The following is a 22,089-nucleotide window of genomic DNA, read 5'->3' as shown; positions in this document are numbered from 1 at the left end:
TTATTAGTGTTTATTTTTAATGCCGAGATTATAGCATATGGGGGAAATACCTCACCTCCTTCATCTTGTAGGCCAGGACGCGACGAAGTATTATTTATATATGTCAGAAGAAAATACGCCTACACCTACAGTCGATACTCCTGTAGAATCAGTACCTGAAATAGTCGCGCCTGTAAAACCAGAGGAAGAAACAACTTCCGTATCTGAAGTTAAAGCTAAAGACGCAACAGAAGCTGAAGACGAGAAACCAAATATTGAGCCGGTTGTAGAAAAAAGTGTGAATGAGAACATTACTATTATAAAAACTCCGGAGACAGTGACGATAACTGAAGTGATGCCAGCCTCCACATCTCCTTTAGAGTCGAGCTACGGCGAGGCGAAGCCCGCCTACGCTCAAGGCTACGTCGAGGCAAAGCAGAAAACTTTGTGGAGAAATTTATTGGAAAAAATACAGATTGGGAAAAAGAGGAAATTGGAGAAGATTATGAATATGGTCGATAAGAAAATAAAAATAACTAACGACGATGTTGAAAAAACTTTGAGAGTGTCGGACGCGACAGCTAGAAGATATTTAGATATTTTAGAAAAAGAAGGAAAGTTGCAACAGGTTGGAAAAGCGGGAAAATATACTCACTATATAAAAATCTAACCGCTCGTGAACCACTCAAATACCGGTATTTGAGTGGTTGGAAGTTTTAAGCTTTCCACCTAGCAAAAATCCCTGCAGGGAGGGAGAAAGCGCGGGGCGAACTTTCTTTTAGAGAAAGTTCGCCCGATTCTATAGAACCAGAAGTAAATTGAAATACTGACTGTAGAAGCTCTGCATAAGTAGTGTGAGAATAGCCCGAGGCATAGCCATTTAATAAAACGAAAGCAGGATTGTCGGAGAGGATACTTTTACATGCTTCAAGAAGTGGCACCAAATCCTCTTCTATTTTCCACACTTCTCCCTTGGCTCCACGGCCGAACGAAGGAGGATCAAGAATGAGGGCATCATACTTAGCTACTCCTTTTTCTTGTCTTTTTATTTCTCTTTTTACAAAAGCATGTGCATCGTCGACAATATACCTGATATTTGCTTTTTCTAAGCCATTTAAAATGGCGTTTTCTTTAGCGGCCGAAACTGAAGGTTTGGAAGCATCGACATGCACTACTTCCACCTCGGCATTCTGCTCTCGGCCACTTCGAGCCGCGGCAATAGTAGCCCCACCCGTATAACCGAATAAGTTTAAAATTTTTAATTTAGAATTTTTAATTTTTAATAAATTTTCAATAAAATGCCAATTTTCAATTTGCTCAGGGAAAACACCAGTGTGTTTGAATGATTTGAGATTTATTTTAAATTTTATTCCTCCTATCTCTACTGTCCATCCGCCATCTGGTAATCCTTTCTGCGTCTGCCAACCCACACCTTTTTCAAAAGTAGCATCTGCTTTCTGCCACTCTTCGTCAGATAGAGCTTTTTTCCAAAGAGCCTGGCTTTCAGGACGGGAGAGAACAAACTCTCCGAACCTCTCGAGCTTGCGCTGATCCCCCGAATCTAGAAGTGAGTAATCCATAAATGATATGATACACGTATGTCAAAGTGGGGCAAATTTAGAACAATCCTCTTTCTCATATTTTCCGGCGTCATCATTGTCGGTCTTTTCAGTTATTCAGTATGGGGTGATCGTATCCCGATAGAAGAAATCCGAAGTTATGTCGAAGCTTCCCAAAAAGCGCCGATTATTTTCATGAGTCTCTACGCTTTCCTCAGTATGGTCACGCCGACCACCCCACTCATGGCGATCGCTGGAGTACTTTTCGGATTTACCGAAGGCACACTCTACAGTTTGGTAGCTGGGATGGTGAGTGCTTCCATTATATTCATCGTCTCTCGCCTCTTGGGTCGGCTTTTCATCGAAAATATTTTGGAAAAAGAATCTTTAGAAAAATTCAACGGCTATTACGACAGAGTATCGAAAAGAGGTTTGACTGCGGTCGTGATTTTACGCATCACTCCGATCATGCCCTTCAATATCCTCTCCCTCCTAATGGGTATTACCAAAATAAGTTTCAGCGATTATATGCTCGGTACTTTGATAGGCTTGATACCAAGTCACCTTGTGACAGTTTATTTCGGATCGTTGGTGCTGACGGAAGCCTTTAGAGAATTCTCACTCTACCTTTCGATAGCTATGTTTCTTGTTGTTATGTTTTGGGTTATGTGGAAAAAGCCAGTCAACTCATGATGCGCAGGGGTTGGGCAGTGGCAGCGCGGACTTGGTTGGCAGACTAGGTTCCACTCCAGACGGCAACTGTGGATAACTTGTTGACCGCGGGCGGCTCTCTTGATACCATTCGACCGCGAGGATACACGAGGCGTGCATGTTGTCGGCAAGGGTCTCATCCTTTCCGCCAGCCCCGCTCCTTGTGAGCGGCGCGGTCGGTTTCGAAACGCAATTTCGAAGCCGACCATATTTTTCGTATTGGCATCAATAGAATCGCTGTGTCGCCCTATCAGCGCAACTGAAAAAAGTTCGCTCAAACCTGGGGACTTAGTGAAGAACAGGGTGTCCGGGTCCATCGCCGTGGTAAGAGGAAAGGGACGCAAACTGATGCGTTCACACCCTGATTACGTTCAAGTCGTCTCAAGGCGACAGAGCGGAGTGACCGAAGATGAAATGCTCTACTCCGTATGGTGGATGAAGAATGTGGAACGAGCATAACGCCCCGGGGCCTGGTCACTCCAGGCCCCTCACGTATTAAATTTTCAAAATCCGTATATTTGTAATTTTGGGGTGGCTAGAGAGAATCGGACTCTCGATACCGGTTCCACAAACCGGAGTTTTACCACTAAACTATAGCCACCATTAATAACCGAGTGCCCAGGACAGGACTCGAACCTGCATGCCTTTCGGCGCTACCACCTCAAGGTAGTAAGTCTACCAATTTCTCCACCTGGGCAATAGCTAAAGTATATTTAAATTTGAGCTTTATTCAACTTTGGCTTCTTGTTTTTGAGTTTCCGGAGCGATATTTTCTATAGGTTCAAGTATTTCTTCGGGCACGGAAACTTCAGGTAGAGTTCTTATATTCCTCATCTGCCTCTTGATTTCTTTGGCAGCTTTTTCGCGAATGTGATAGAGCTTGGCTCTGCGCACTTTTGATCTTTTTGTAACTTCTATTTTATCGATAGATGGAGAATACAAAGGGAAAATTCTTTCTACCCCCACCCCACTCGCCACTTTTCTCAAGGTGAAAGTGCCTCCCGCTTCCTTGCCGTGCTTTACTGCGAGGCACAAGCCTTCGAACAATTGGAGACGAACTTTAGGTTTGCCTGTTTTCTTATCTTTTTCAGTGATTTTCTGAGTAACGCGAATAGTGTCCCCACTGCGGAGGTCGAGCTTTTCTCTCTCTTCGATATTTACAGGCGAAATAATCATGACTGGACAAATCTAACACATAAAGTGCTTCAGTGCAACGATTTTTCATCTTCTATAATCTGCTCCAGATTGTAATTATCCCCCCATCTTAGCATCCCAAGATAAGAACCTACCGTCTCTTTATTCCACTCTACTTCTTTTATTCTTTTGAACATTCTCCTTTTTGTTACGGTCCGCAATACTCGATATTTCGGAAAATGTACCCAGCCGAGAAAATCCAAGCCAGAAGCAAGAGTTCGGATAAACAGTTTGTCAGGATGAATTTGTAGTTTGAGGTGCTCGTCTAGAAAATCAGCTGTCCTAGGAATAAGTTCCAAAAGCCGATCCTTATCAGTATCAAGAAAAACAAAATCATCGGCATAACGTATATAATGTCGAATTTTTAATATATGTTTTATATATTGATCAAATTCATTCATATAAATATTCACCAAAAGTTGAGACGTAAGATTGCCCAGAGGTAAACCGACCCCAACCTTTGTTGAAAAGAAACTTAATATAATTCTTTCTAGAAGCCAAATGATTTCTCGGTCTTTTATATATTTTTTTAAAATGTCTAGCAAAATCTTATGATTTATACTTGCAAAAAATTTTCGTATGTCACACTTCAAAACCCAACAAGTTTTGGTATTGCTCTTGGAGACTTGGTTTCCAAATTTTTTAAATCTTTCTATGGCTTTGTGTGTTCCTTTAGCCACACGACAGGAATATGAGTCAAAAATAAAAAGCCTATCGAAGTATGGGTACAGGATTTTATAAATAGCATGGTGCAAGAGCCGATCGCGAACAGAGGCTTTATGAATATTACGAGGTTTTGGGTCAGAAATGTTAAAAGCTTTGTAAGCTCCATGGGTATAATTTCTATTAACTAGATCGGAATGCAATTTTAAAATATTACTAGACAAATTTAATGCAAATTCTGCCACATCTTCTTTCTTCTTTTTTCCGGGCAGAAATTCTTCCCATGCTTCGTAAAGATTTTGAACTGATATAATATCTAGATAAGAGATGATTATTTTATTTTTCATAAAAATTAGAACACAAAAAATATGACAATAATGCCCCCCCCCCGCACGACCGCCCGTGGTAATTATAAAAGAAAAAGAGGTTTATTCTCTCTGGCTCAATATTTTAAGGAACTTCCCTAGGGTCGAAAGGTTCGGAATCGGTTATAGATTAGACCAGAGTCTCTTATCTCTCCTGGAATACACTCTAAATTCAGCTTATCTGCCAACAGTAGAGAAAATTATAGCACTTAGGAAGACGATCTCAAAACTCGATGCAGTAAAATTCTTCGTGCAACTAGCTTGGGAGAATAAACTCATACCGACAGAAAAACATTCTGAACTGTCAGTGAAACTTGAAGAGATAGGTCGAATGCTCGGAGGATGGAAGAAAGGCTTGGAAACAAAACTCCCCGCGAAGTAATAAATTTCTCGGGAAGAAATAACTAGTTTCGGGACAACCACACGATTCCGGTTCTCGGCATTCCAGACATTGTCGTTCGAAAAGTGGTTGGCATTGGCCTTGAGATTGCCGGCATTCCGGTAGACATTCGCCACGAAGAAATGTGCAGTAAACCATCCAAAAAGCAATCTGCCGAATCACGACAAAAAGCTATATTATTTGGGACATAAAAGTCCTCCAGTTTACTACACCAACTAAATATTTTTTGTTTGTAAAAATATATCTACTCTTCTATAAGCCGTAGCCAACAAAATTCTCAAATAATATTTTCACCCAATCATGGCATCGAAGTCATGACCGCGATGCATCCATATATTGGAATATTAGTATAACAAAAATCCCTTGGGCCATACCAACCAAAGTTGATAGAGGGTCCAAGGGATTGAGAATCAAAGGGTCGAGCCCTAAGATTTGAGTTTCAGTTGCGGGACAACCACACGATACCGGTGCTCGGCATCCCAGACATAGTCGATCGAAAAGTGGTGGGCATAGGCCTCGAGACGGCCGGCACTCCGGCAGACACGCGCCACGAAGAACTTCTTTTTCCCACCTTTTCCAACTTTGAAAAGAAGCAAGGTGGCGTAGCCTTCCGGATGAAGCCAGTCTGTATTTTCGCGGGCAAACTCGATCACCTGCTCTTGGTCGAAGGCGAGATCATCGAGCTCAACATCGAAACTCCCAAATATGCCCGAGAAATCAGCGGCAGCTGTCATCTCGAAGACTTCGACTGGCGTTTCCGGCTTCGCCTCTCCGAGAACATCGCAGCCGTAATTTGTAAAGTCGGCATCGATCCAACCAGGGAACGTGTCCTTAGCCCCACTGATCAATTTCTTGCCAGTCGTAGCCTTGATGACGACCTTCTTGCCACTCGAAATGAGTGCAAGACAGCTCGTTCTTTTCGTTGAGAGTTCCGCAATCGCCACCTTGTAGGCGGGGATCATTTTGGCTCTCAGACGATCACCATTTGAGATTACCCGCTGAGCTCCCTCAGTTTCGAGTTCGCCTTCGGCAATCAATTCTTCGAGAGCAGTACGCACCACGGATTTCGTAAATGCGTCGGCAGTCCGGCAGATCTCATCGATCTGACCTTCTTTTACAGTAGATGCAATCGACATATAGTCGCCCTCATCTTTCGTTAAAAACACACTTGTGCAGGGGCTTGGGGTCCTTTCTGCATCTACCTATATTATATCATTTGTTGTCTAAAAAGCAAGCTTCCGCCTCTTTAAAATCCTGGGGCAGAGGAGCTAAGACAGAGATTTCTTTCCCAGAAAGGTCGAGGAACTTGACTGAAAGAGCATGCAAAGCAAGGCGCTCGAAGCCCAAAGCTAGAGGCAGTTTCGGAGCATAGAGAGTATCACCGACAACAGGCCGGCTTATCGACTGCAAATGTACCCTTATCTGATGAGTGCGTCCCGTTTTAGGATACACTTCCAAATAGGCATTCTCATTATTTTGAGCTATGACTTTGTATAAAGTAAGAGCTTCTCTTTGTAAGCCAGTAGCTCCGCGGCCAGCCGACTTCTTTCTAAAATCAGAAACGCTTCGACCAATAGGTTTATTTATTTCTCCCTCGAGCTCTTTAAAATTCCCCCACACAAAAGCCCGATATGTTTTTTCTATTTGCCTGTTTTTAAATTGCGATTTCAAATGCTGGAAAGCTTCCTCTGTTTTAGCGATGAGGATAACACCGCTCGTCTCTTTGTCCAACCGATGCACGATACCCGGCCTTTTTATGATTTCTCCTGTTTTTAAAATAATCGGCTCACCCACTTCAGCCGTTCCAGGATATTTTGCCAATACCCAATCAGAAAGAGTTTCTTCTTTAGAAATAGCGTCCGGCCTTTCTGTAGATGAAGCAGGATGGACCAAGAGTCCAGAAGGCTTATTTACAGCCACGATACTTTCATCTTCATAGATTATTTCCGGTTGCATTTATATACTATGCCATAAATTAATGTTATGGTATATTTGTTCCTGTTTTAAATATCGCACATTTAGCTTTCATCCGATTGCGGGATTAGCTCAGTTGGTAGAGCAACCCATTTACACTGGGAAGGTCGCAGGTTCGAGTCCTGCATCCCGCACTTTGAATTTGATACTATCTAGGGTAGATTAGTCTTCAGAAGGGAAGGATCGATATGGCTGAACTTTGCTACGCAAATCCTCCCCGAAAAGAGGATATTTTCCAAGACTACGGCAAGTGCGACACTAGTTGCATATTGCCGACAGCTCATTGGTGCGCTCATGTTTTCAAGTTGCCAGACGGTCGTTACATTCAGTGGGAAGACGACTTTGAATGCGACTGCTGCGAACCAGAGGAAGAAGATCGGTGTTACACTTACGGGCCGATCTCCGAAGAAGAAGTGGCAAAACTCATAAAGGAGTACGGCTAGCTCGTACTTCCTTTTTGTATTAAACTGGTTCCAACGCCACAGCAATCGGCGCGTGAGTAAGATTGCTCCCGTAGCTCAATGGATAGAGCAGCTCTCTTCTAAGGAGTTGATGTAGGTTCGATTCCTGCCGGGAGCACCACTTCGCTTTTTCCGCTATGCTCCAAAAGCTTCGCGGTGCAAGCACCAGAAAAACAATTTTCAAAATAGTACTAATTTCGTTATTATAAAAAGCGAAGTGGTCCCGCATAGCCCCGCGTAACGTAGTGGAGTGGGGCGACGTGGGGCAAATACCTATGTACTACTGTTATATAATTCAAAGTTTAAAAGATAAAACTTTTTATATTGGTTCAACATCGGATATAAAAAGAAGAATTACTGAACATAATAATAGTAAGGCCACATACTCCTCCACAAAGGCTCCATTTAAATTAGTTTGGTATGGAGCTTTTGAAAACAAAACCAAATCACAAGAATTTGAGAGGTATCTAAAATCCAGTTCAGGATTTGCTTTTAGAAACAAAAGATTGATTTGACAAACCCTTCCCAAAAAGGTAATTTTGTTGCGGAAAGGGGAACCGTTCTCAATGGAAAATTCATTAGTCGTGCAAGTGGTAACACACCCTCACGGCATCACTCAAGGTTGTAAGAAGTGCCAAACCGTCCTCTTGGAAGGAAACTTTGCCATCGGACTCATCGTCAAAGAGGGCGAGGAAAGCAAAAAGTATCTCCTCGGAGCTCCGCCTCAAGAACACTGCGGAGAACCAAAGACTTTCTTTCAGATCTTCCAAACTGCTGAAGAAGCGGATGTGGAGAAAGAGAGAGTTGTAGCTCATCTGAACGAGAAAGGAACTACGGAGGGTCTGCGACTCGTCGCTTGGATCATTCCGGGTAATAACTAGAAAGGACAGAAGATTATGCCCGCAACAATCTCAGCAAGTGAGAAACTCCAGGAAACCATACTTCTGCTTGCCTACTGGAGCAAGCGTGCCAAAGAGGAGGAAGGGATAACTACTTCAGTTGTAATGGTAACCCAACTTCCGACTGGTATGGGAGTGGTGAATGTTTACCAGAATGGTGATCTACAAGAGACACCGCTGGCAATCGCCACAGTTGCCGATGAGGTCGCTCGCAAAGCTCTCCGATTCGCATCTGAAATGGCTGGGATTGGCGGGATCAAGCCAGTCTCAGTCTGACTCTTCATTATTTAATTCCGCCGAGCAGAAACCTGCTTCGGCGGTTTCTGTTTTTATAACTACACGCACTCCTTAAATTAATTACCTCCTTACACAAACAGAAACCGGGCCACCTGTGAGGGCGACCCGGGATCGTTTAGTTGGGGGCTAGAAAGTGAGATGCTCGAGGGGACCAGCCCGAAGAAGTAGCATGATTTCTTTGGCACTCTCACCCGACATGTGGTAAGCCACGACCCGCCGAGCTAGTTCCAAATCACAATCAAGAAGGTGGGCCAAATGAGGCCAACTTCCATCTTTCGGAAAAAGGCTCACGGCGTCAGCCGGACTTCTAAGCTTCCCAGCGAGAGCGATGCCGAGGACACAAGCCTGAAAGAGAGGTCTACTACCCACCGCAATGCGTATGTAACAGTCCCTCGCCTCTCCGACCAGCCCACTCTCGACAAACACGAGTCCCTTCTCGATGAAGAAAGCTAGTTTATTCTGATCGATGGGCATGCGCCCTCCTTTCCTCCTATCAATCTACCTGAACCAAGTCAGGTGTCAAAATTGATTTTGTTTCTCTTTTATTATTTGCACTGCTTTTTCCAAGCGTTCTACATTGATATTTTTTGATAGCTCAAGAGAGGTATCGCGGGCGCGCACAAACGGATCATTATTTAAGAGGCGCACCGATATATATAGAGAATACAAGGCACAAATAAAAACTAGGGCAACAGAGGTCAGAATGATAATTATCCATACCGCACCAGGAGAAGTAGCTTTTTTGTGCAAACCTACCAAGGTCGGAGCCTTATTATTTTTTAAAAAAGGAATTTTCAACATTTTATTTGTTTTTCACTTTCAGTACAGAAAGCCCTACTTCGCCAAGCCAAACTGCGTTCTGCGAAGCCGTCATCTCGATGTCACCGAGAGTGACGGCGTAAGGAGCATCTTCGACAGAAGAGAGGAATCCCTCAGCCTCACTCCAATTTCCTTCGAAACGGACTTGCAAATTCAAACTTTCAAAGTTTTTTGATCCACCATATTCCCCCACATCCACAGAAACTATTTCCACATCCACACCTGAAAGAGCAGCTATCTTTTCTACCGTCTCGATAAAAGCAACTTCGCCACTAGAAGTAACGAAGGAAGAATTTAGAGTCTCTATATCCACCTTCTTTTCTGCCAGAGTTTTCTTTATTGCCAGCACGGTTTCGATATCGAGCGGAGCATCGAGAGAGCCGGGCAAAGCCTCGACCAGAGAGGCACTTTTAGAATTGAGTAGGAAAATAGTAGCTAAAAATCCAAGCAAGGAAAGACAGGCCAAGCTGAGAGCGAAAAAGAAATCTTTTTTTGCAGGTAAATATTTATTTCGCATTTTACTTTTTTATCTCCACATTCATACTGAAAGACAAATCCTTATCGCGGGTAAAGGCCGACACCGGCACGGAAGTGCCTGCTACAAATTCCAGCTTGCTGACCTCTTTTTCAAAAGAACGCAATGCTTCCCTATTCAAAGCAGTTCCCGTGAGTACCACTTCCTCCGCATCATTATTTTTTCCTTTTTGTTTGTAAGAAACACCGACGAGAGATATTTGAGCCGAAGCCGCTTTGTAAAAACTAGTTACTCTCATGGCAAGCGAAGGCCGACTCTCGAAACCGAGCACTATTGCCACTTTTTCATTTATAGCCACAGGGGCTATAGCCGTCTCAGCGTATCCGCTTGAAAGAGAGCCTGCTTTAGAACTTTCGAGAGCTTCCTCTAATTTATATCTAGCGATTATATAGGAACACAACATCAAAACAGAGAGCGCGATAAATAAAAGGAAGGTGGCGCGTAAGAACACGATGAGCACCCTACGACGGTAACCTTTTTCTAAAATCTCTATTTCCTGTTCAGGTAAAATATTGGTATCCATTTTATTTTAAACGCAGAGGCCAATGGCCGATGGGTATTTTAAAGAATCTTCGAAAGAAATTTCCGGTATGTATTCTCGCAAGGAGAATAAATTATTCCATACTTGGGCCAGTTCAGCTGTCATCCCGCTTGCTTCTCCGATTTCGAAAACAAGTTGTTTACCTATGTCGTGCCTGCCGCAAACAAAACAATGCAAGGCTTCATCTGTCTCGGCTATCAAATGCAAACGGGAAGACCAATACTCCAAAGCTTTTAGTACTTCTGATTTTATAACTTTCAAAGCCAGCGTCGCATCCTCCATACTGACGAGTACCGCGGAAGAAAATTCCACCACCCTATCCTTCACTATGTAGATACCGACCGACTGAAGGTGGATGTGCACTATCACCGCCACTTGGTGAAAATCTTTGGCTATGACAGCGTTCGCCGTCGCCTGCGACTCATGCATACAAGCAATCGGTTCTAGCTCAGCTTTTCGCAAACTCTCCACATATGAAGCGATAAGCGAGCTCGAGGCGGCGATCCCGACGATCCGAGCTTTATAACCATCTGCTGTTTTCTGTACTTCACGCGGAATAAAATCGAAAGCCACATCGCCGAGAGGCAACGGCACATTCTCTTCCAACACAAAACGCACACTTTCCCGAAGGTCCCTCCCGGGGGAAGCCGGCACTTCTGAATTAAAAATATACGAAGCGTCATCAGGAATGGAAAATTTTATGAAAGGGCTTGGCAGTTTCGATTTTTGAGCTACCAAAAGGCTAATCAATTTTTCCATATCCTTCACTTCCCCTTTGTCTATGATGCCCGATTCCAATTTCACCTCAGCATGATAGGCTGGATGTTTTAGCCGATCGAGGGAAAGTAAGCGCAAGTGCGAATCAGAAAAAGCGATACTGCTATAAGGCACATCTATATATTGAGGTGGCGGAAAACTTTTGAGGAATTTGTCACGGAGCGACATGCTCTCAATTATACCAAACAATTCTGACAAAAATTCTAGTTAGAGAGTTTTCTGTCCAGGAAGCTTTGTAAAATTATAGTGGCCGCCGAGGCATCGAGCATATTATTTTTGCCCTGTATTTTTTCCGCTTGGCTACTAGTCATAAATTCTGGTTCGAAAACGATATCAAGTTCCATTTCTTTCGCTTCCAAAGCTTTAGCAAACTTATCGATACTCTTTTGTATTTCATTTGCTTCTCCTTTGAAATTTTTTGATTCCCCTACTACCACCGTGTCCACTGCGTTACCAATAATAATATTTGATATATTTTCTAGAGCATGCGAGTCGTTTTCCACCACCGAGTGAGGGAAAGCCATCCTGCCCTCTTCATCTGAAATAGAGAGCCCTATTCTTTTACTGCCATAGTCAATTCCGAGATATCGCATCAGTTTTTTATTGTGATAAAATCATAGCATGGATACTCTAGTCACCGCACTGACATCAAGTAATGAGCTTTTGATTCTTTCGCTCATCACCTTACCAGTGAAGGCTTTCGCCCTTTGGTACGCTTCCCGCCTTGGCCAAAAGTGGTGGTTTGCTATCCTCTTTATTTCCAACACTTTCGCCATCCTCGATTTTATCTACATCTTCTTAATCGCCCGCAAATACGAAGTGGAAACAGTGGAGAAATAAATTCTCAAAACATCACTAATTTGTGGTATACTGGATGAGTGCCAGAGCAATACAAAAGAAACCCTAATATTTCTTGCGTTATATGTAAAAAGCCTGTATATAGAAGGCCTTCTGCTCTAGTCGAAAGCTCTGGTAAAGCATACTGTGGTCAGAAATGTTATGGTATTTCTTGTAGGAAGGAAATACCTTGCCTGGTTTGTGGAAACCTTATCTTGGGCGGTCTTAATAAGAAAACCTGTAGTAGAGCATGTTCGAATAAACACAGGGAAGGAATAAAGTATAAAATTGGTAGGCCAAGGGACAATGCCTTCAACCAAAGATCAATCAAGTTGGCCTTGTTTAGGGAAAGAGGTGCGGTGTGCGAGAGGTGTGGTTATAATGATCAGAAGATACTGCAAGTGCATCACAAAGACAGGAATCGCAGTAATAATGACAAGTGCAATTTAGAGATAGTTTGTCCTAATTGTCATTACGCAGAACACCACTCTGAAAAGAGTTGGTCGCAGAATAATATTGGAAGGGTCGGATAATGGTATTCCAACAGTCTTGAAAACTGTCGCCCGCAAGGGCTTGCGAGTTCGACTCTCGCCCCTTCCGCCAAGTTATAATTACGTTATGAATAAAGAAGGAATTAGAAATCTAGCGGAGAAAGTTTTGGAAGATGGGTATGTTATGAGTTTGGGAACTGTGGATGAAGGTGGCGTTTGGGTAGCAGATGTTATTTATATTAAGGATGACAAATTTAATCTTTATTGGATTTCGCTTCCAAACACAAGACATTCAAAAGCAATAGAGAAAAATAATAAAGTTGCTTGCACGATTACCGCAAGTCGTAAAACTCATGATGAAAGAGCTTTGCAAATTGAAGGAGTTGTCGAAAAAATTGAAGGGTCACTTTTTGAATATGAAAAGAAATTGGAAGAAAAAAGGGGTCTTAAAATTCCCGAGAGAGCAGGTGAGATTTTAGAAAAAGGTCAGTCTTGGTATGTTCTCAAACCAACTAAAATAGAGGTCATCCACAGCAAATCTTTTGGTTACAAAAAGGAAACAGTTGAATTATATTAAATAACTCCTTATTCTTAGACATATTTTGATAAAGATAGGTAGAAAGTGGAAACAGAAAAACCGCCGAGGAGGAATCGGCGGTTTTTCTTGAGACTTTGTTTGAAGAGACTTTACTTCAATTAGTTTCCAGTCTGGAAAGACTGTTGTGTTGTGACGGAAACGTTACCATCACCATCTCTAGAGTAGATCACGTAGTAGTACCTGGTATTTGATTGAAGCGCAGTCAAAGTGCCAGAGTGAGTCATCCGCAGATCGTTGTGGACCAAGAGAGTTGAGCCAGAAATATTCACTCCCATGTTGATACTAGCTTCAGCCATGAGGAGTGGTGAAGTGCTGTAGTAAACTAGGGCCGCAGCATTTTCATTTGTATTCCAGCTAAATGTAGCATTGGTATTTACCACGCTGACATTTACTCCGCTGATCACAGGTGCGCGTCGATCAAGGCCTGAAGTCATACCGTTATTCATTTGGTTATTGATCGCAACCAGTGTGATAGGGCCGACTCGGCCGACAGCATCGATACCATTTCTAGATTGGAAATTCGAAACAGCCGACTTAGTAAGGAAACCGAAGTACCCCGTCACCAAACCTTGTGGATAGATAGTGCTATCTTTAGCAAGGAATGTCTGGGGTGTCGAAACATCAGGTCCTGACATTTCTATTTCCAATTGACGAGTAAGCACAGCAGCTTCTGCAAAAAGCGGCGCCCCTAGTACAGAGAAGGCGACGAAAACCGCTCCCGCTAGGACTGGGAAACGAAACGATTCTTTTAGAGACTTTGTGACATTTATCATATTATTTTATTTACTTATAATTAATTACCTCTTCCATAGAAGCCGTTCCGGAAACAAGCCCATTACACTCGTCGCAAAAGTTTAACAATAAAGATAAAAACAACCGCTCCAAGAAGGGCTACCAGGAACCCCTGAAGGCTAAAGTCTCTTACTCCAGTATTGCCCAAGATATTCATGATCCAGCCACCGACAACCGCACCGACAACACCGACTACGATATTAAGTACCCATCCCTGTTCAGCATTAGTCTTCATTATGATCGATGCGATCCAACCAACTAAAGCTCCAAACACAATCCATAGAATTAATCCCATATATTTATAATTATTTTAATAAATCTACTTCTCCTCGTTGTTTAATTTCACTGCCGCTTCGGGAGTAGAGATGGTTTTACTCATAACAAGAAGCCTGACCAGTCCAATCCCAACAAGCCAATAGACAAACATAGCCAAAATCGTGGTCCACTCGAAAATACTTCCCTGGACAACAGTTTTTGGAAATACTGCTAAGAATGGAGCAGTAAACGGCCAAGTGAGGGTGTAGATAGAGCTACTAAATCCCGCTGCTGGATTTGCTCCAGCGAGCTTCAACACAAAACGAAAGGCTAACAATATTTCGAGAAGAGAAAGCAGGTACCACACAATTTGAGTCCCTTTGAATAAAGGTTTGGTAGAGGAAGAATTAAATGATGAATCCATATTTTTTATATTATGCTTTTAAAGGTTTCTTTTTTAGCCTATTAATTTCTATCGACAAAGCAGAAATGTGCTGTTCTATTTTTTCCGTTCTTTCCGCCATTTTAGTTTCAAACTGGCTTGTATGCTGTGCCAACTTCTCTGCCACAGCGATGATTTCAGTGATATCTTCCATAGCGAGAAGGATAATGGGTGGAAAAAGTTTGGCCGTATCATCTTCAGTATGAATCTGGCGAGCATTTAGTATCATCACCTTCTGTCCGATCAAAGGAAATTCGTGCGACACTTCGAAACCTTTGAAGAAAGTATTTTTAGGTAAAATATCTTCAAGCAGTTTCCGCAGAGCTGGGATATTCCACTGGCCATTACCGAGCTCATACACCACTTTATTTTCAGTATTTTTCCTTTCTACTTGGAACATCGAGTAAAATGCTTCATTGGCCGCCATCACACGAAGATCTTTGTCCAAGATTAAAATCGGTTCTCGCACCACATCCACCACCGTTTTGATATAAGTCCAACCTTTTTCCCACAAACTATCTATAAAATCATCTTTAGTTTTTTCCATACAAACTACGCCGTTCTAAAGTCCAAACTATTTCAATAAAAATGTCCGAGTAATAATTTACAAAGTGTGCTATACTTGTAAGCGAGTCTCTCACTACTATTTGTAACCTAGCTGTAATTAGTAAACGAAAATAAACCTATGCCCCGATAGGCCACTGTCGCCTAGGCGTAATTCCGATGTAATAAAGCTGTTCCCCATACGGCTTCAAGTAATATATGTTGAATCGCAAACAAGAAACCGAACAGAAAAAGGTCCTGACCTTAGCTCACCACGATTATGAGAAAGGTTTGAATGCAAGGGCCTTTTTCAAAACAAGTAGCCATACGACTGGCGAGGATTTGGTGCAAAGCACTTTTATGAAAACATGGAAATACTTGATCAAAGGCGGCAAAATCGATGTCATGAAATCTTTCCTCTATCATGTGCTAAACGGCCTGATTATCGATGAGTACCGAAAAAGAAAACATTCCTCACTCGATCTTTTGATTGAAGATGGTTTTGAACCGAGTGTCGACACTTCCGAAAGTCTTTTCAATATGATCGATGGCAAAGCCGCTCTCGGCCTCATCACTCGTCTGCCTGAAAAATATCGCCAAGTGATGAATATGGGCTATATCCGCGACTTGTCGATAAAAGAAATTTCTCTCATCACCGGTAAATCAAAAAACACCATCGCAGTCCAAGCCTATCGAGGCCTTGAAAAACTAAAATTATTGTATAATCTACAGTAATCATGATCTCCATTGATGATTTTGCAAAGGTGGAAATAAGGGCGGGGAAGATACTTTCTGTGGAGGAGGTAGAGGGTTCGGATAAGCTGTTGAAACTTAGTGTTGATTTTGGGTCTGCCTCCATTGAAATTTCGGCGGACAAGGAAGAACGAGATGTAAGACAAGTTGTTTCCGGTATAAAAAAGTATTTCCTAGACCCACAAAGCTTAGTAGGCGTCACCTCTGCTTTTGTTACCAATTTAGAGCCGCGTATGATCATGGGCCTTGAAAGCCAGGCTATGCTCATGGCTTCTTCCGGGAAGTTGGAAAACGAGGAAAGTTTCTTTTCTTTGCTAAAAATGGATGTTCCTCCAGGCAGTATTGTAAAGTAAAATGGGCTTCGTGATATAATTTAGGTAATGACAGAGTCCTTACTTGAATGGCACAGTCTAGAGCGTCCTCATTTTGAAAAAAGTACCGATTGGTTTTGGTATTTGGGTATCTTAGCTGTCGCCGGCGCCGTACTAGCTTTTTATTTCGATAATTTCCTTTTCGGCATTTTTATTATCCTCGGAGCCCTCTCTCTCGGTATCATTTCTAAAAGAAAACCGAATGAAGTAAATGTACGAATTACCCCTCGCAGTATCGTGGTCGGTAAATATGAATACCCTTTTCCAAATTACCGCTCCTTTTGGATTGAGGACGATCATATGCACGGCCCCCGCATCCTGCTCCACCCTTTGAGCAATTTCATTCCCCTACTTTCTATCCCGATCGCCGACGAAGTAAACATCGATCACCTGCGCGATGTCATAAATGACTACCTCGACGAACAGCCTCTCCGCGAATCCTCCCTCCACCACCTCTTTGATAAATTGGGGATTTGATTATTTACCTATTATTAAACATCTCAATAGCTCTCGCCATTATCCTGTCTCCGATTTCACCCCAACCAAAATACTTTTTATAATCTTCTGGATTAATTAATTTAATTTCAGTAATATCTCCATCTGGATCTGTAACAAAATCTCCCATTGGTTCTACCATGCAAAATGACCTTGTTTGCCTGATTACTTTATCTCCTTCATAAATATCTTGGTAGCCGATGAGTTTTTGGCTCAATACTTTCATATTTGTTTCTTCTTTCACTTCTCTAATTACTGCTTCTTCAGTACTTTCTCCTGGTTCAATTCCTCCTCCAGGTGGCGTCCAATACTTTTTATTCTCTGCATATACGACGACCAGTTTATCTTTATAGAAACAATATGCATGAACAGCTTGTAGAGTTTTACCTTCTAAATCCAAAAGTGGATCTTCTTCTTTATAAATTACTTCAAGTTTTTGCCCGAGCCGATTTATGAAAGTTGATTTTATTTCCATCTTTAATTAGTTCTGCTTCTGCCATTCTTTAGCCAATAAACTATAAACTTCCATATCTACAAAATGATCGTACAGAAATTCTCCTTGTCGTTCAATGCCTTCATACGTAAACCCAAGTTTTTTGGGAAGCGCAGAGCTTTTGGTATTTCCGACGGCACAGCAAACTTCAATACGATTCAGACCCATTTCTGTAAATCCGTATTTTAAAACTTTTTTTAAAGAGTCATTCATAATACCTCTACCTTGAAATTCTTCCGCAAGCCAATATCCGATGGAAGTTTTTTTATGAGTTTTATCCCAAGGATATAATCCGATGCCCCCGACTAAATGATTGTCATACCAAATCGAGAGGTCAACGCCTTGTTTTTTGGAAAATCTTTTGTTACTTCCTTCGATATATTTTACGATATCTGTGACAGCCTTATCATCATCAAGCCACGGAAGCCACTCACGAAGATATGCATCATTTTTTCTTATGACATCAAAAAGAACTTGTGCATCAGGGATTTCTAGGGTTCGTAGTTCAAGGTTTTCTCTAATATCTATTTTCATAGAGTCAGTTTATTTCAAATTTTATATGACTGCCTTTTTGACTAAATACGGAAAACCCAAAAGAAGACAGGATTTTTACTACATCCTGTCCAGAAAGAATTTTAAGCTTTGACCCCATGACTCAAAGATAATTCGAAATTAGTGAGAATTGATGGGGTCCTTCCAAAACCGAGAGAAGCCATATCTTCTCCCTCAAAATATAACTCTACCGCTTCTCGTATATTTTTAGCAAGTTCATCAAGAGTTTTACCTTGAGTTACAATGGCAACATCCGCCCCTTCAGCTGTATAGTATTTCTTTCCTTTGGAGATATGAAAGTGGATAATATTTTTCATATTCACATTATAGCATAATAAAGCATTTTCTGCTATTGTGTTCAAAATCGCTCCCGTCGTTCAATGGATAGGATAAACCCTTGCGAAGGGTTCGATAGAGGTTCGATTCCTCTCGGGAGCACCACATAGAAAAAATCAAAAATTATTAACTAATAAATATATTGCCATGAATAATCAGGAAGGTTTTACGAACATTGTTTTAATAATAGCAATTGTTGCCATTGTCGCTGTTAGTGGATATTTTGTTTTTATTAAAAAGTCGGAACCCATCGTTCAACAACCAACACAGACCAGTGAAACTTCTAATTTAAAAACGTATAATGATTCAAAATATAATTTTGAAATTAAATATCCTCAAAATTGGGGGGTAGATAAATATACTGAAGGCTACAATGATGAGGGACCGTATGTATTAGTTTTCACAACAAGTAGAACAAAAGTAGAAAGATATCCATTCATTTCAATTCGAGAAAATTGGTCAGTAAATAAGGAGATCGATCGAATTAATAATTATGATCTTCCTACAGAAGTTAAAAGTACAAAAGACATCAATATTGGATCAATTCAGGCTAAACAAATCATATATTCTACGGATATTGGTTTAGATTTTGAGAAGACCATTATCATCCAAAATCAGACTGTGTTTATGTTTGATTCTTATCCAAACGATAGTGATTTGAATAAAGTTCTTTTAACTTTCAAATTCACAAATTAGACTTTCAGTTTCTTCATCAGCCGGCTCTTCTTGCGGCTAGCGTTGTTACCTTTGATGATTCCCTTCTTTTTGGCTTTATCGATTGCTTTTTGGAGTGCGGGTAAAAGTTTCTTAGCCTCGTCATTCTTTTTTTCAGAGACTAATTTTTTATACTCTTTGATGACCGACTGCATTTCATTCTTTCTTTTCAAATTAAAAACCCGCTTCTTTTTCGAAGCTCTGAGTGCTTTTTTGGCTCCTTTTGTTATAGGCATATGGCTGATTTTTAAGGAGTGGAACGACTATAAAAATCGCCAGACTGATTTTTCTCATAACTTAAAGAAAAATCAGTCTGAACTCCATTAATTCATCAATAATAACAGAACAACTAAAACAAAGCAAACAGCCATAGTTTCTGGTATATTAATGCCATGATTGGCTTCATTACTGGCAAAGTTATAGATGCTTCTCCTCAAAGAGTGTTGGTTTCGGTAGGAGGTGTGGGTTTCATTATTCACTCGACCATAAATACACTCGGCAAACAAAAGGTAGGAAAAGAGACAAACTTTTGGACCCATACAGCGGTGAGGGAAAATGATATTTCACTTTACGGGTTTGAAACCGAAGAAGAACTCATTATGTTTGAAAAATTGATTTCCGTTTCCGGCATCGGCCCCAAATCAGCTCTAGCTCTCCTTTCAGTAGCCGGCCTGAAAAATATTGAAGACGCCATAATTTCAGGCAACACTTCCATCCTGACCAAAATTTCAGGTGTGGGCAAGAAAACTGCTGACAAGCTAGTCCTCGAACTTTCTGGTAAAGTAGCCACTCACGAAATGAGCGAGGGCTTGAAGGACGATCTCGATGTCTTCGAAGCTCTACGCGCGCTAGGTTATCGAGAGCATGAAGTGAAAGATGTGATTAAAAATTTGCCTCAAAATCTTTCCGGTGCTAATGAGAAAATAAAAGGAGCTTTGAAGATGTTAGGGAAAAATTAAACTAATTTCTAATTGAATTTATGTTAGGAATACTTAAAAAAATAATACCAAGGCAAATATTCGAATTCTTTCAGCCTACCTACCACTACCTCCTTGCTCTCGTGGGCGCTCTACTTTACTCCTTCCCTTCTCGCAAACTTATAGTAGTAGGGGTGACAGGCACCAAAGGTAAGTCCACCACGACCGAGCTCATCAATTCTATTTTAGAAAGTGCTGGTTACAAAACTGCTCTCCAAAACACAGTGCGCTTTAAAATTGGAGAAAAAGAAAGTCGCAACATGTACAAAATGTCCATGCCAGGCAGATTTTTTATGCAAAATTTCCTCTCCGATGCCGTGAAAGCCGGTTGCAGCCATGCCGTCCTCGAGCTGACAAGCGAAGGAGCCAAGCAGTTCCGCCACAAATTTATTGACGTCGATGCTCTCATTTTTACCAACCTGGCTCCCGAGCATATAGAATCCCACGGCTCTTACGAAAAATATGTCGAAGCCAAGCTTTCTATCGCCCGCGAACTGGAGGCAGGTAAGCAGAAAAAGTTTATAGAAAAAGTCTGGCCGAGCTCTAGCTCGGAGAACCGAGGACTTTTTAAAGAAACTTTTTCTGCTTATCCAGCCCTTATAATCAACAAAGACGATAAAGAAGCAGAAAGGTTTTTAAATTTAAAGGTGAAGAACAAAATCACCTATTCCCTCTCCGATGCTTTCAATATGCACACAAGCGATAGCGGTTCTTCTTTCCAAATCGACAAAACGGTTATTCATTCAAGTCTTCCGGGCGAGTTCAACGTCTACAACATGCTCGGCGCCATAGCATGTGCCAAATTCCTAGGCATAAGCGAGGAAGCCATAAAAAAAGGCCTTGAAAACGTACACACGGTAAGAGGCAGGATGGAAAAAATAGAATTAGCGGTCAATCCGCTCCGCCAGCTGGCGGATGGCGGATTCGATGTAGTAGTCGACTACGCTCACACTCCCGATTCACTAAAGGCGGTATACGAAACATACAAAGAAACTTATATTATCGCGGTTCTAGGCAACACTGGGGGAGGTAGGGATAAATGGAAGAGGCCTATGATGGCTAAAATCGCCGACGATTATTGCAGTGAAATAATTCTCACAAATGAGGATCCTTACGATGAGGATCCGAAACAAATCCTGGAAGATATGAAGAAAGGCGTGCTTAAGAATAAACCAGAAATAATTATGGACAGAAGGAAAGCCATCCGTACCGCCATCAAATCTGCTCTTGCCAAAACTAAATTAAATAAAGAAATTAAAGTAGCCGTCCTCATTACTGGCAAAGGCACCGACCCGTACATCTGCGGCCCTAATGGCACCAAAGAACCTTGGGACGATGCGACAGTCGCAAGAGAAGAACTCCAAAAAGTATTGAAATTATAAAGAAAAAGTATGCCAGAACTGCCTGAAGTACATACGACGGTAGAAGGTTTGAAAGGAGTGATAGTAGGCAAAACCATTACGGACGTATGGTCCGATTTTCATGTGGGCACGAGTCATGGCAAGAGGCAGACCATAAAAAACAAAAAATATTTTGAGAAATTTAGGAAATTAGTAAAAGGGGCAAAAATAAAATCAGTGGAGAGGCGAGGTAAAAATATTTTAGTTCACTTAAGCAACGACTATACCTTCATAGTGCATATGAAAATGACGGGGCATCTGATGTACGGAGTAAAAGATAAATTTGTGCATCTTATTTTCAAACTTAAAAATTCCCAAAATCTAGTCCTCTCCGACATGCGAAAGTTCGCCTCTGTCACTTTCTGTAAAACAGAAGGGTTAGAGAAACATGAGACGGTAGGTAAATTGGGACCCGAACCACTCTCAAAAAGTTTCAGTGCAGAAAAACTTCTTACTCAACTTCAAAAAAGGAAAAGTTGGCCGATCAAATCAGCTTTGCTCGACCAAACCGTATTAGCCGGTATAGGCAATATTTATTCCGACGAAATACTTTGGGAAATAGGTATACACCCCCTCTCTCATACCGGCAAAATCCCTAAAAATAAATTCGGAGAAATGTTTAAAGTGATGCAGAAAATTCTGCGTTTCTCCATCAAACACGGCGGCGACTCCAAATCCGATTATCTCAACGCTTTCGGCAAGAAGGGCAACTTTCAAAATTTTCACAAAGTTTATGGTAAAAGAAAAGAACAATGCCCAAAACCAGGATGTCGAAATAAAAAAGGAGCTATAATAGAGAGGTTAGTGGTCAAGGGCCGAAGCGCCCACTTTTGCCCCAAGCATCAAATAAAATTTTGATAAAAAAG

35 protein-coding genes and 6 tRNA genes are annotated in these 22,089 nt (G+C 41.6%); 19 read left to right on the top strand and 22 right to left on the bottom strand.

Annotated elements, in window-relative coordinates:
- Positions 1–100 precede the first annotated feature (100 nt).
- Positions 101–649 (top strand): DeoR family transcriptional regulator, encoded by a 549-nt coding sequence (locus VJH67_02475; protein HEY4516027.1) that lies wholly within the window; start codon positions 101–103, stop codon positions 647–649.
- Positions 650–695: 46 nt separating this feature from the next.
- On the opposite strand, the gene VJH67_02470 is transcribed toward VJH67_02475, so the two are convergent.
- Positions 696–1,559 (bottom strand): class I SAM-dependent methyltransferase, encoded by an 864-nt coding sequence (locus VJH67_02470; protein HEY4516026.1) that lies wholly within the window; start codon positions 1,557–1,559, stop codon positions 696–698.
- A gap of 18 nt (positions 1,560–1,577) precedes the next feature.
- Between VJH67_02470 and VJH67_02465 the strand changes: the two genes are divergently transcribed.
- Positions 1,578–2,231, top strand: a complete 654-nt coding sequence (locus VJH67_02465) for a VTT domain-containing protein (GenBank protein HEY4516025.1) — start codon at positions 1,578–1,580, stop codon at positions 2,229–2,231.
- 545 nt (positions 2,232–2,776) lie between these two features.
- Here the strand turns inward: VJH67_02465 and VJH67_02460 are convergent.
- The 4 genes from VJH67_02460 to VJH67_02445 all read right to left on the bottom strand — a co-directional run bounded on the left by VJH67_02460 (position 2,777) and on the right by VJH67_02445 (position 4,453).
- Positions 2,777–2,850, bottom strand: a tRNA-His gene (locus VJH67_02460).
- Positions 2,851–2,864: 14 nt separating this feature from the next.
- Positions 2,865–2,946 (bottom strand) — tRNA-Leu (locus tag VJH67_02455).
- A gap of 29 nt (positions 2,947–2,975) precedes the next feature.
- Positions 2,976–3,425: a 50S ribosomal protein L19 gene (rplS, locus tag VJH67_02450; protein ID HEY4516024.1), complete on the bottom strand. Its 450-nt coding sequence runs from the start codon at positions 3,423–3,425 to the stop codon at positions 2,976–2,978.
- A 29-nt stretch (positions 3,426–3,454) separates the two neighbouring features.
- A complete protein-coding gene (locus tag VJH67_02445; protein ID HEY4516023.1) occupies positions 3,455–4,453 on the bottom strand; it encodes a reverse transcriptase/maturase family protein in 999 nt (332 codons plus the stop codon).
- A 55-nt stretch (positions 4,454–4,508) separates the two neighbouring features.
- Between VJH67_02445 and VJH67_02440 the strand changes: the two genes are divergently transcribed.
- Positions 4,509–4,853, top strand: coding sequence for a four helix bundle protein (locus tag VJH67_02440; protein HEY4516022.1), 345 nt, complete (start codon positions 4,509–4,511; stop codon positions 4,851–4,853).
- A 443-nt stretch (positions 4,854–5,296) separates the two neighbouring features.
- On the opposite strand, the gene VJH67_02435 is transcribed toward VJH67_02440, so the two are convergent.
- Together VJH67_02435 and VJH67_02430 are read right to left on the bottom strand one after the other, a co-directional pair.
- On the bottom strand, positions 5,297–6,007 hold the full coding sequence (locus VJH67_02435; protein HEY4516021.1) for a hypothetical protein: 711 nt from the start codon (positions 6,005–6,007) through the stop codon (positions 5,297–5,299).
- 76 nt (positions 6,008–6,083) lie between these two features.
- Positions 6,084–6,827, bottom strand: a complete 744-nt coding sequence (locus VJH67_02430; GenBank protein ID HEY4516020.1) for an RluA family pseudouridine synthase — start codon at positions 6,825–6,827, stop codon at positions 6,084–6,086.
- 79 nt (positions 6,828–6,906) lie between these two features.
- Between VJH67_02430 and VJH67_02425 the strand changes: the two genes are divergently transcribed.
- The 5 genes from VJH67_02425 to VJH67_02405 all read left to right on the top strand — a co-directional run bounded on the left by VJH67_02425 (position 6,907) and on the right by VJH67_02405 (position 8,481).
- Positions 6,907–6,979, top strand: a tRNA-Val gene (locus VJH67_02425).
- 373 nt (positions 6,980–7,352) lie between these two features.
- Positions 7,353–7,427, top strand: a tRNA-Arg gene (locus VJH67_02420).
- A gap of 154 nt (positions 7,428–7,581) precedes the next feature.
- The gene (locus tag VJH67_02415) at positions 7,582–7,821 is read left to right on the top strand and encodes a GIY-YIG nuclease family protein (protein ID HEY4516019.1); all 240 of its coding nucleotides are present in this window, start codon (positions 7,582–7,584) and stop codon (positions 7,819–7,821) included.
- 69 nt (positions 7,822–7,890) lie between these two features.
- Positions 7,891–8,187: a hypothetical protein gene (locus VJH67_02410; GenBank protein HEY4516018.1), complete on the top strand. Its 297-nt coding sequence runs from the start codon at positions 7,891–7,893 to the stop codon at positions 8,185–8,187.
- A gap of 15 nt (positions 8,188–8,202) precedes the next feature.
- Entirely contained in the window at positions 8,203–8,481 is a 279-nt protein-coding gene (locus VJH67_02405) for a hypothetical protein (GenBank protein HEY4516017.1), read from the top strand.
- A 147-nt stretch (positions 8,482–8,628) separates the two neighbouring features.
- Here VJH67_02405 and VJH67_02400 read toward each other — a convergent pair whose 3' ends face one another.
- The 6 genes from VJH67_02400 to ruvX are packed head-to-tail and all read right to left on the bottom strand — an operon-like array spanning position 8,629 to position 11,767.
- Positions 8,629–8,976 (bottom strand): hypothetical protein, encoded by a 348-nt coding sequence (locus VJH67_02400; protein HEY4516016.1) that lies wholly within the window; start codon positions 8,974–8,976, stop codon positions 8,629–8,631.
- 45 nt (positions 8,977–9,021) lie between these two features.
- On the bottom strand, positions 9,022–9,303 hold the full coding sequence (locus tag VJH67_02395) for a hypothetical protein (protein ID HEY4516015.1): 282 nt from the start codon (positions 9,301–9,303) through the stop codon (positions 9,022–9,024).
- A 1-nt stretch (position 9,304) separates the two neighbouring features.
- A complete protein-coding gene (locus VJH67_02390) occupies positions 9,305–9,838 on the bottom strand; it encodes a hypothetical protein (GenBank protein HEY4516014.1) in 534 nt (177 codons plus the stop codon).
- 1 nt (position 9,839) lies between these two features.
- Positions 9,840–10,379, bottom strand: a complete 540-nt coding sequence (locus VJH67_02385) for a hypothetical protein (protein HEY4516013.1) — start codon at positions 10,377–10,379, stop codon at positions 9,840–9,842.
- Positions 10,380–10,385: 6 nt separating this feature from the next.
- Positions 10,386–11,342, bottom strand: a complete 957-nt coding sequence (locus VJH67_02380; GenBank protein HEY4516012.1) for a hypothetical protein — start codon at positions 11,340–11,342, stop codon at positions 10,386–10,388.
- 35 nt (positions 11,343–11,377) lie between these two features.
- Positions 11,378–11,767, bottom strand: a complete 390-nt coding sequence (gene ruvX / locus VJH67_02375; GenBank protein HEY4516011.1) for a Holliday junction resolvase RuvX — start codon at positions 11,765–11,767, stop codon at positions 11,378–11,380.
- Between the two features lie 28 nt (positions 11,768–11,795).
- On the opposite strand from ruvX, the gene VJH67_02370 reads away from it, so the two are divergent.
- The 3 genes from VJH67_02370 (at position 11,796) to VJH67_02360 (ending at position 13,079) form a co-directional block, all read left to right on the top strand.
- Complete coding sequence (locus tag VJH67_02370; protein HEY4516010.1) at positions 11,796–12,014, top strand: DUF5652 family protein; 219 nt, start codon at positions 11,796–11,798, stop codon at positions 12,012–12,014.
- A gap of 515 nt (positions 12,015–12,529) precedes the next feature.
- A tRNA-Ser gene (locus VJH67_02365) sits at positions 12,530–12,614 on the top strand.
- 15 nt (positions 12,615–12,629) lie between these two features.
- Positions 12,630–13,079: a pyridoxamine 5'-phosphate oxidase family protein gene (locus tag VJH67_02360; protein ID HEY4516009.1), complete on the top strand. Its 450-nt coding sequence runs from the start codon at positions 12,630–12,632 to the stop codon at positions 13,077–13,079.
- Between the two features lie 119 nt (positions 13,080–13,198).
- Here VJH67_02360 and VJH67_02355 read toward each other — a convergent pair whose 3' ends face one another.
- From VJH67_02355 to VJH67_02340, 4 genes are all read right to left on the bottom strand, one after another.
- Positions 13,199–13,873: a peptidoglycan-binding protein gene (locus tag VJH67_02355; GenBank protein ID HEY4516008.1), complete on the bottom strand. Its 675-nt coding sequence runs from the start codon at positions 13,871–13,873 to the stop codon at positions 13,199–13,201.
- Between the two features lie 62 nt (positions 13,874–13,935).
- Positions 13,936–14,187 carry a GlsB/YeaQ/YmgE family stress response membrane protein gene (locus VJH67_02350; GenBank protein ID HEY4516007.1) on the bottom strand — a complete coding sequence of 84 codons (252 nt, stop codon included), beginning with the start codon at positions 14,185–14,187 and terminating at the stop codon, positions 13,936–13,938.
- 24 nt (positions 14,188–14,211) lie between these two features.
- Positions 14,212–14,571 carry a YggT family protein gene (locus VJH67_02345; GenBank protein HEY4516006.1) on the bottom strand — a complete coding sequence of 120 codons (360 nt, stop codon included), beginning with the start codon at positions 14,569–14,571 and terminating at the stop codon, positions 14,212–14,214.
- Between the two features lie 10 nt (positions 14,572–14,581).
- Entirely contained in the window at positions 14,582–15,136 is a 555-nt protein-coding gene (locus VJH67_02340; protein HEY4516005.1) for a PAS domain-containing protein, read from the bottom strand.
- 215 nt (positions 15,137–15,351) lie between these two features.
- Between VJH67_02340 and VJH67_02335 the strand changes: the two genes are divergently transcribed.
- From VJH67_02335 to VJH67_02325, 3 genes are read left to right on the top strand one after another with little or no spacing between them, the layout of a single operon-like run.
- Positions 15,352–15,867 (top strand): RNA polymerase sigma factor, encoded by a 516-nt coding sequence (locus VJH67_02335; protein HEY4516004.1) that lies wholly within the window; start codon positions 15,352–15,354, stop codon positions 15,865–15,867.
- A gap of 2 nt (positions 15,868–15,869) precedes the next feature.
- Positions 15,870–16,238 (top strand): methionine--tRNA ligase, encoded by a 369-nt coding sequence (locus VJH67_02330; GenBank protein ID HEY4516003.1) that lies wholly within the window; start codon positions 15,870–15,872, stop codon positions 16,236–16,238.
- A gap of 27 nt (positions 16,239–16,265) precedes the next feature.
- A complete protein-coding gene (locus VJH67_02325) occupies positions 16,266–16,733 on the top strand; it encodes a hypothetical protein (GenBank protein ID HEY4516002.1) in 468 nt (155 codons plus the stop codon).
- A 4-nt stretch (positions 16,734–16,737) separates the two neighbouring features.
- Here the strand turns inward: VJH67_02325 and VJH67_02320 are convergent, their stop codons facing one another.
- The 4 genes from VJH67_02320 to VJH67_02305 are packed head-to-tail and all read right to left on the bottom strand — an operon-like array spanning position 16,738 to position 18,113.
- Positions 16,738–17,226 carry an NUDIX hydrolase gene (locus VJH67_02320; protein HEY4516001.1) on the bottom strand — a complete coding sequence of 163 codons (489 nt, stop codon included), beginning with the start codon at positions 17,224–17,226 and terminating at the stop codon, positions 16,738–16,740.
- 6 nt (positions 17,227–17,232) lie between these two features.
- A complete protein-coding gene (locus VJH67_02315) occupies positions 17,233–17,778 on the bottom strand; it encodes a GNAT family protein (protein HEY4516000.1) in 546 nt (181 codons plus the stop codon).
- 4 nt (positions 17,779–17,782) lie between these two features.
- A complete protein-coding gene (locus VJH67_02310; protein HEY4515999.1) occupies positions 17,783–17,896 on the bottom strand; it encodes a type II toxin-antitoxin system HicA family toxin in 114 nt (37 codons plus the stop codon).
- A complete protein-coding gene (locus VJH67_02305; GenBank protein ID HEY4515998.1) occupies positions 17,880–18,113 on the bottom strand; it encodes a type II toxin-antitoxin system HicB family antitoxin in 234 nt (77 codons plus the stop codon). Before VJH67_02305 ends, VJH67_02310 begins: the two co-directional genes overlap by 17 nt.
- A gap of 49 nt (positions 18,114–18,162) precedes the next feature.
- Between VJH67_02305 and VJH67_02300 the strand changes: the two genes are divergently transcribed.
- Positions 18,163–18,237 (top strand) — tRNA-Arg (locus tag VJH67_02300).
- A 42-nt stretch (positions 18,238–18,279) separates the two neighbouring features.
- Positions 18,280–18,828, top strand: coding sequence for a PsbP-related protein (locus tag VJH67_02295; GenBank protein ID HEY4515997.1), 549 nt, complete (start codon positions 18,280–18,282; stop codon positions 18,826–18,828).
- Here the strand turns inward: VJH67_02295 and rpsT are convergent.
- The gene (gene rpsT, locus VJH67_02290; protein ID HEY4515996.1) at positions 18,825–19,082 is read right to left on the bottom strand and encodes a 30S ribosomal protein S20; all 258 of its coding nucleotides are present in this window, start codon (positions 19,080–19,082) and stop codon (positions 18,825–18,827) included. The two genes, VJH67_02295 and rpsT, sit on opposite strands and share 4 nt — an antisense overlap.
- A 156-nt stretch (positions 19,083–19,238) precedes the next feature.
- On the opposite strand from rpsT, the gene ruvA reads away from it, so the two are divergent.
- From ruvA to mutM, 3 genes are read left to right on the top strand one after another with little or no spacing between them, the layout of a single operon-like run.
- On the top strand, positions 19,239–19,805 hold the full coding sequence (gene ruvA / locus VJH67_02285; protein ID HEY4515995.1) for a Holliday junction branch migration protein RuvA: 567 nt from the start codon (positions 19,239–19,241) through the stop codon (positions 19,803–19,805).
- 20 nt (positions 19,806–19,825) lie between these two features.
- Positions 19,826–21,205: a UDP-N-acetylmuramyl-tripeptide synthetase gene (gene murE, locus VJH67_02280; protein HEY4515994.1), complete on the top strand. Its 1,380-nt coding sequence runs from the start codon at positions 19,826–19,828 to the stop codon at positions 21,203–21,205.
- 9 nt (positions 21,206–21,214) lie between these two features.
- A complete protein-coding gene (gene mutM / locus VJH67_02275) occupies positions 21,215–22,081 on the top strand; it encodes a bifunctional DNA-formamidopyrimidine glycosylase/DNA-(apurinic or apyrimidinic site) lyase (protein HEY4515993.1) in 867 nt (288 codons plus the stop codon).
- Positions 22,082–22,089 lie beyond the last annotated feature (8 nt).

This window comes from Candidatus Paceibacterota bacterium (assembly GCA_036517255.1).
GTDB lineage: Bacteria > Patescibacteriota > Minisyncoccia > Phycocordibacterales > WO2-35-19 > DATDXE01.
This window is presented reverse-complemented; position numbering and strand designations above follow the sequence as displayed.

Excerpts from the sequence above, each read along its gene's own strand:
- rpsT (HEY4515996.1), bottom strand. The coding sequence starts at position 19,082 with ATGCCTATAACAAAAGGAGCCAAAAAAGCACTCAGAGCTTCGAAAAAG.
- VJH67_02360 (HEY4516009.1), top strand. The coding sequence starts at position 12,630 with ATGAATAAAGAAGGAATTAGAAATCTAGCGGAGAAAGTTTTGGAAGAT.
- VJH67_02325 (HEY4516002.1), top strand. The coding sequence starts at position 16,266 with ATGACAGAGTCCTTACTTGAATGGCACAGTCTAGAGCGTCCTCATTTT.
- VJH67_02430 (HEY4516020.1), bottom strand. The coding sequence starts at position 6,827 with ATGCAACCGGAAATAATCTATGAAGATGAAAGTATCGTGGCTGTAAAT.
- ruvA (HEY4515995.1), top strand. The coding sequence starts at position 19,239 with ATGATTGGCTTCATTACTGGCAAAGTTATAGATGCTTCTCCTCAAAGA.
- mutM (HEY4515993.1), top strand. The coding sequence starts at position 21,215 with ATGCCAGAACTGCCTGAAGTACATACGACGGTAGAAGGTTTGAAAGGA.
- VJH67_02435 (HEY4516021.1), bottom strand. The coding sequence starts at position 6,007 with ATGTCGATTGCATCTACTGTAAAAGAAGGTCAGATCGATGAGATCTGC.
- VJH67_02390 (HEY4516014.1), bottom strand. The coding sequence starts at position 9,838 with ATGCGAAATAAATATTTACCTGCAAAAAAAGATTTCTTTTTCGCTCTC.
- VJH67_02305 (HEY4515998.1), bottom strand. The coding sequence starts at position 18,113 with ATGAAAAATATTATCCACTTTCATATCTCCAAAGGAAAGAAATACTAT.
- VJH67_02345 (HEY4516006.1), bottom strand. The coding sequence starts at position 14,571 with ATGGATTCATCATTTAATTCTTCCTCTACCAAACCTTTATTCAAAGGG.
- VJH67_02310 (HEY4515999.1), bottom strand. The coding sequence starts at position 17,896 with ATGGGGTCAAAGCTTAAAATTCTTTCTGGACAGGATGTAGTAAAAATC.
- VJH67_02330 (HEY4516003.1), top strand. The coding sequence starts at position 15,870 with ATGATCTCCATTGATGATTTTGCAAAGGTGGAAATAAGGGCGGGGAAG.
- VJH67_02470 (HEY4516026.1), bottom strand. The coding sequence starts at position 1,559 with ATGGATTACTCACTTCTAGATTCGGGGGATCAGCGCAAGCTCGAGAGG.
- VJH67_02350 (HEY4516007.1), bottom strand. The coding sequence starts at position 14,187 with ATGGGATTAATTCTATGGATTGTGTTTGGAGCTTTAGTTGGTTGGATC.
- VJH67_02445 (HEY4516023.1), bottom strand. The coding sequence starts at position 4,453 with ATGAAAAATAAAATAATCATCTCTTATCTAGATATTATATCAGTTCAA.
- VJH67_02415 (HEY4516019.1), top strand. The coding sequence starts at position 7,582 with ATGTACTACTGTTATATAATTCAAAGTTTAAAAGATAAAACTTTTTAT.
- VJH67_02370 (HEY4516010.1), top strand. The coding sequence starts at position 11,796 with ATGGATACTCTAGTCACCGCACTGACATCAAGTAATGAGCTTTTGATT.
- VJH67_02395 (HEY4516015.1), bottom strand. The coding sequence starts at position 9,303 with ATGTTGAAAATTCCTTTTTTAAAAAATAATAAGGCTCCGACCTTGGTA.
- rplS (HEY4516024.1), bottom strand. The coding sequence starts at position 3,425 with ATGATTATTTCGCCTGTAAATATCGAAGAGAGAGAAAAGCTCGACCTC.
- VJH67_02380 (HEY4516012.1), bottom strand. The coding sequence starts at position 11,342 with ATGTCGCTCCGTGACAAATTCCTCAAAAGTTTTCCGCCACCTCAATAT.
- VJH67_02320 (HEY4516001.1), bottom strand. The coding sequence starts at position 17,226 with ATGGAAATAAAATCAACTTTCATAAATCGGCTCGGGCAAAAACTTGAA.
- VJH67_02385 (HEY4516013.1), bottom strand. The coding sequence starts at position 10,379 with ATGGATACCAATATTTTACCTGAACAGGAAATAGAGATTTTAGAAAAA.
- VJH67_02475 (HEY4516027.1), top strand. The coding sequence starts at position 101 with ATGTCAGAAGAAAATACGCCTACACCTACAGTCGATACTCCTGTAGAA.
- VJH67_02400 (HEY4516016.1), bottom strand. The coding sequence starts at position 8,976 with ATGCCCATCGATCAGAATAAACTAGCTTTCTTCATCGAGAAGGGACTC.
- VJH67_02465 (HEY4516025.1), top strand. The coding sequence starts at position 1,578 with ATGTCAAAGTGGGGCAAATTTAGAACAATCCTCTTTCTCATATTTTCC.
- VJH67_02315 (HEY4516000.1), bottom strand. The coding sequence starts at position 17,778 with ATGAAAATAGATATTAGAGAAAACCTTGAACTACGAACCCTAGAAATC.
- VJH67_02335 (HEY4516004.1), top strand. The coding sequence starts at position 15,352 with ATGTTGAATCGCAAACAAGAAACCGAACAGAAAAAGGTCCTGACCTTA.
- VJH67_02405 (HEY4516017.1), top strand. The coding sequence starts at position 8,203 with ATGCCCGCAACAATCTCAGCAAGTGAGAAACTCCAGGAAACCATACTT.
- VJH67_02355 (HEY4516008.1), bottom strand. The coding sequence starts at position 13,873 with ATGATAAATGTCACAAAGTCTCTAAAAGAATCGTTTCGTTTCCCAGTC.
- VJH67_02340 (HEY4516005.1), bottom strand. The coding sequence starts at position 15,136 with ATGGAAAAAACTAAAGATGATTTTATAGATAGTTTGTGGGAAAAAGGT.
- VJH67_02295 (HEY4515997.1), top strand. The coding sequence starts at position 18,280 with ATGAATAATCAGGAAGGTTTTACGAACATTGTTTTAATAATAGCAATT.
- ruvX (HEY4516011.1), bottom strand. The coding sequence starts at position 11,767 with ATGCGATATCTCGGAATTGACTATGGCAGTAAAAGAATAGGGCTCTCT.
- murE (HEY4515994.1), top strand. The coding sequence starts at position 19,826 with ATGTTAGGAATACTTAAAAAAATAATACCAAGGCAAATATTCGAATTC.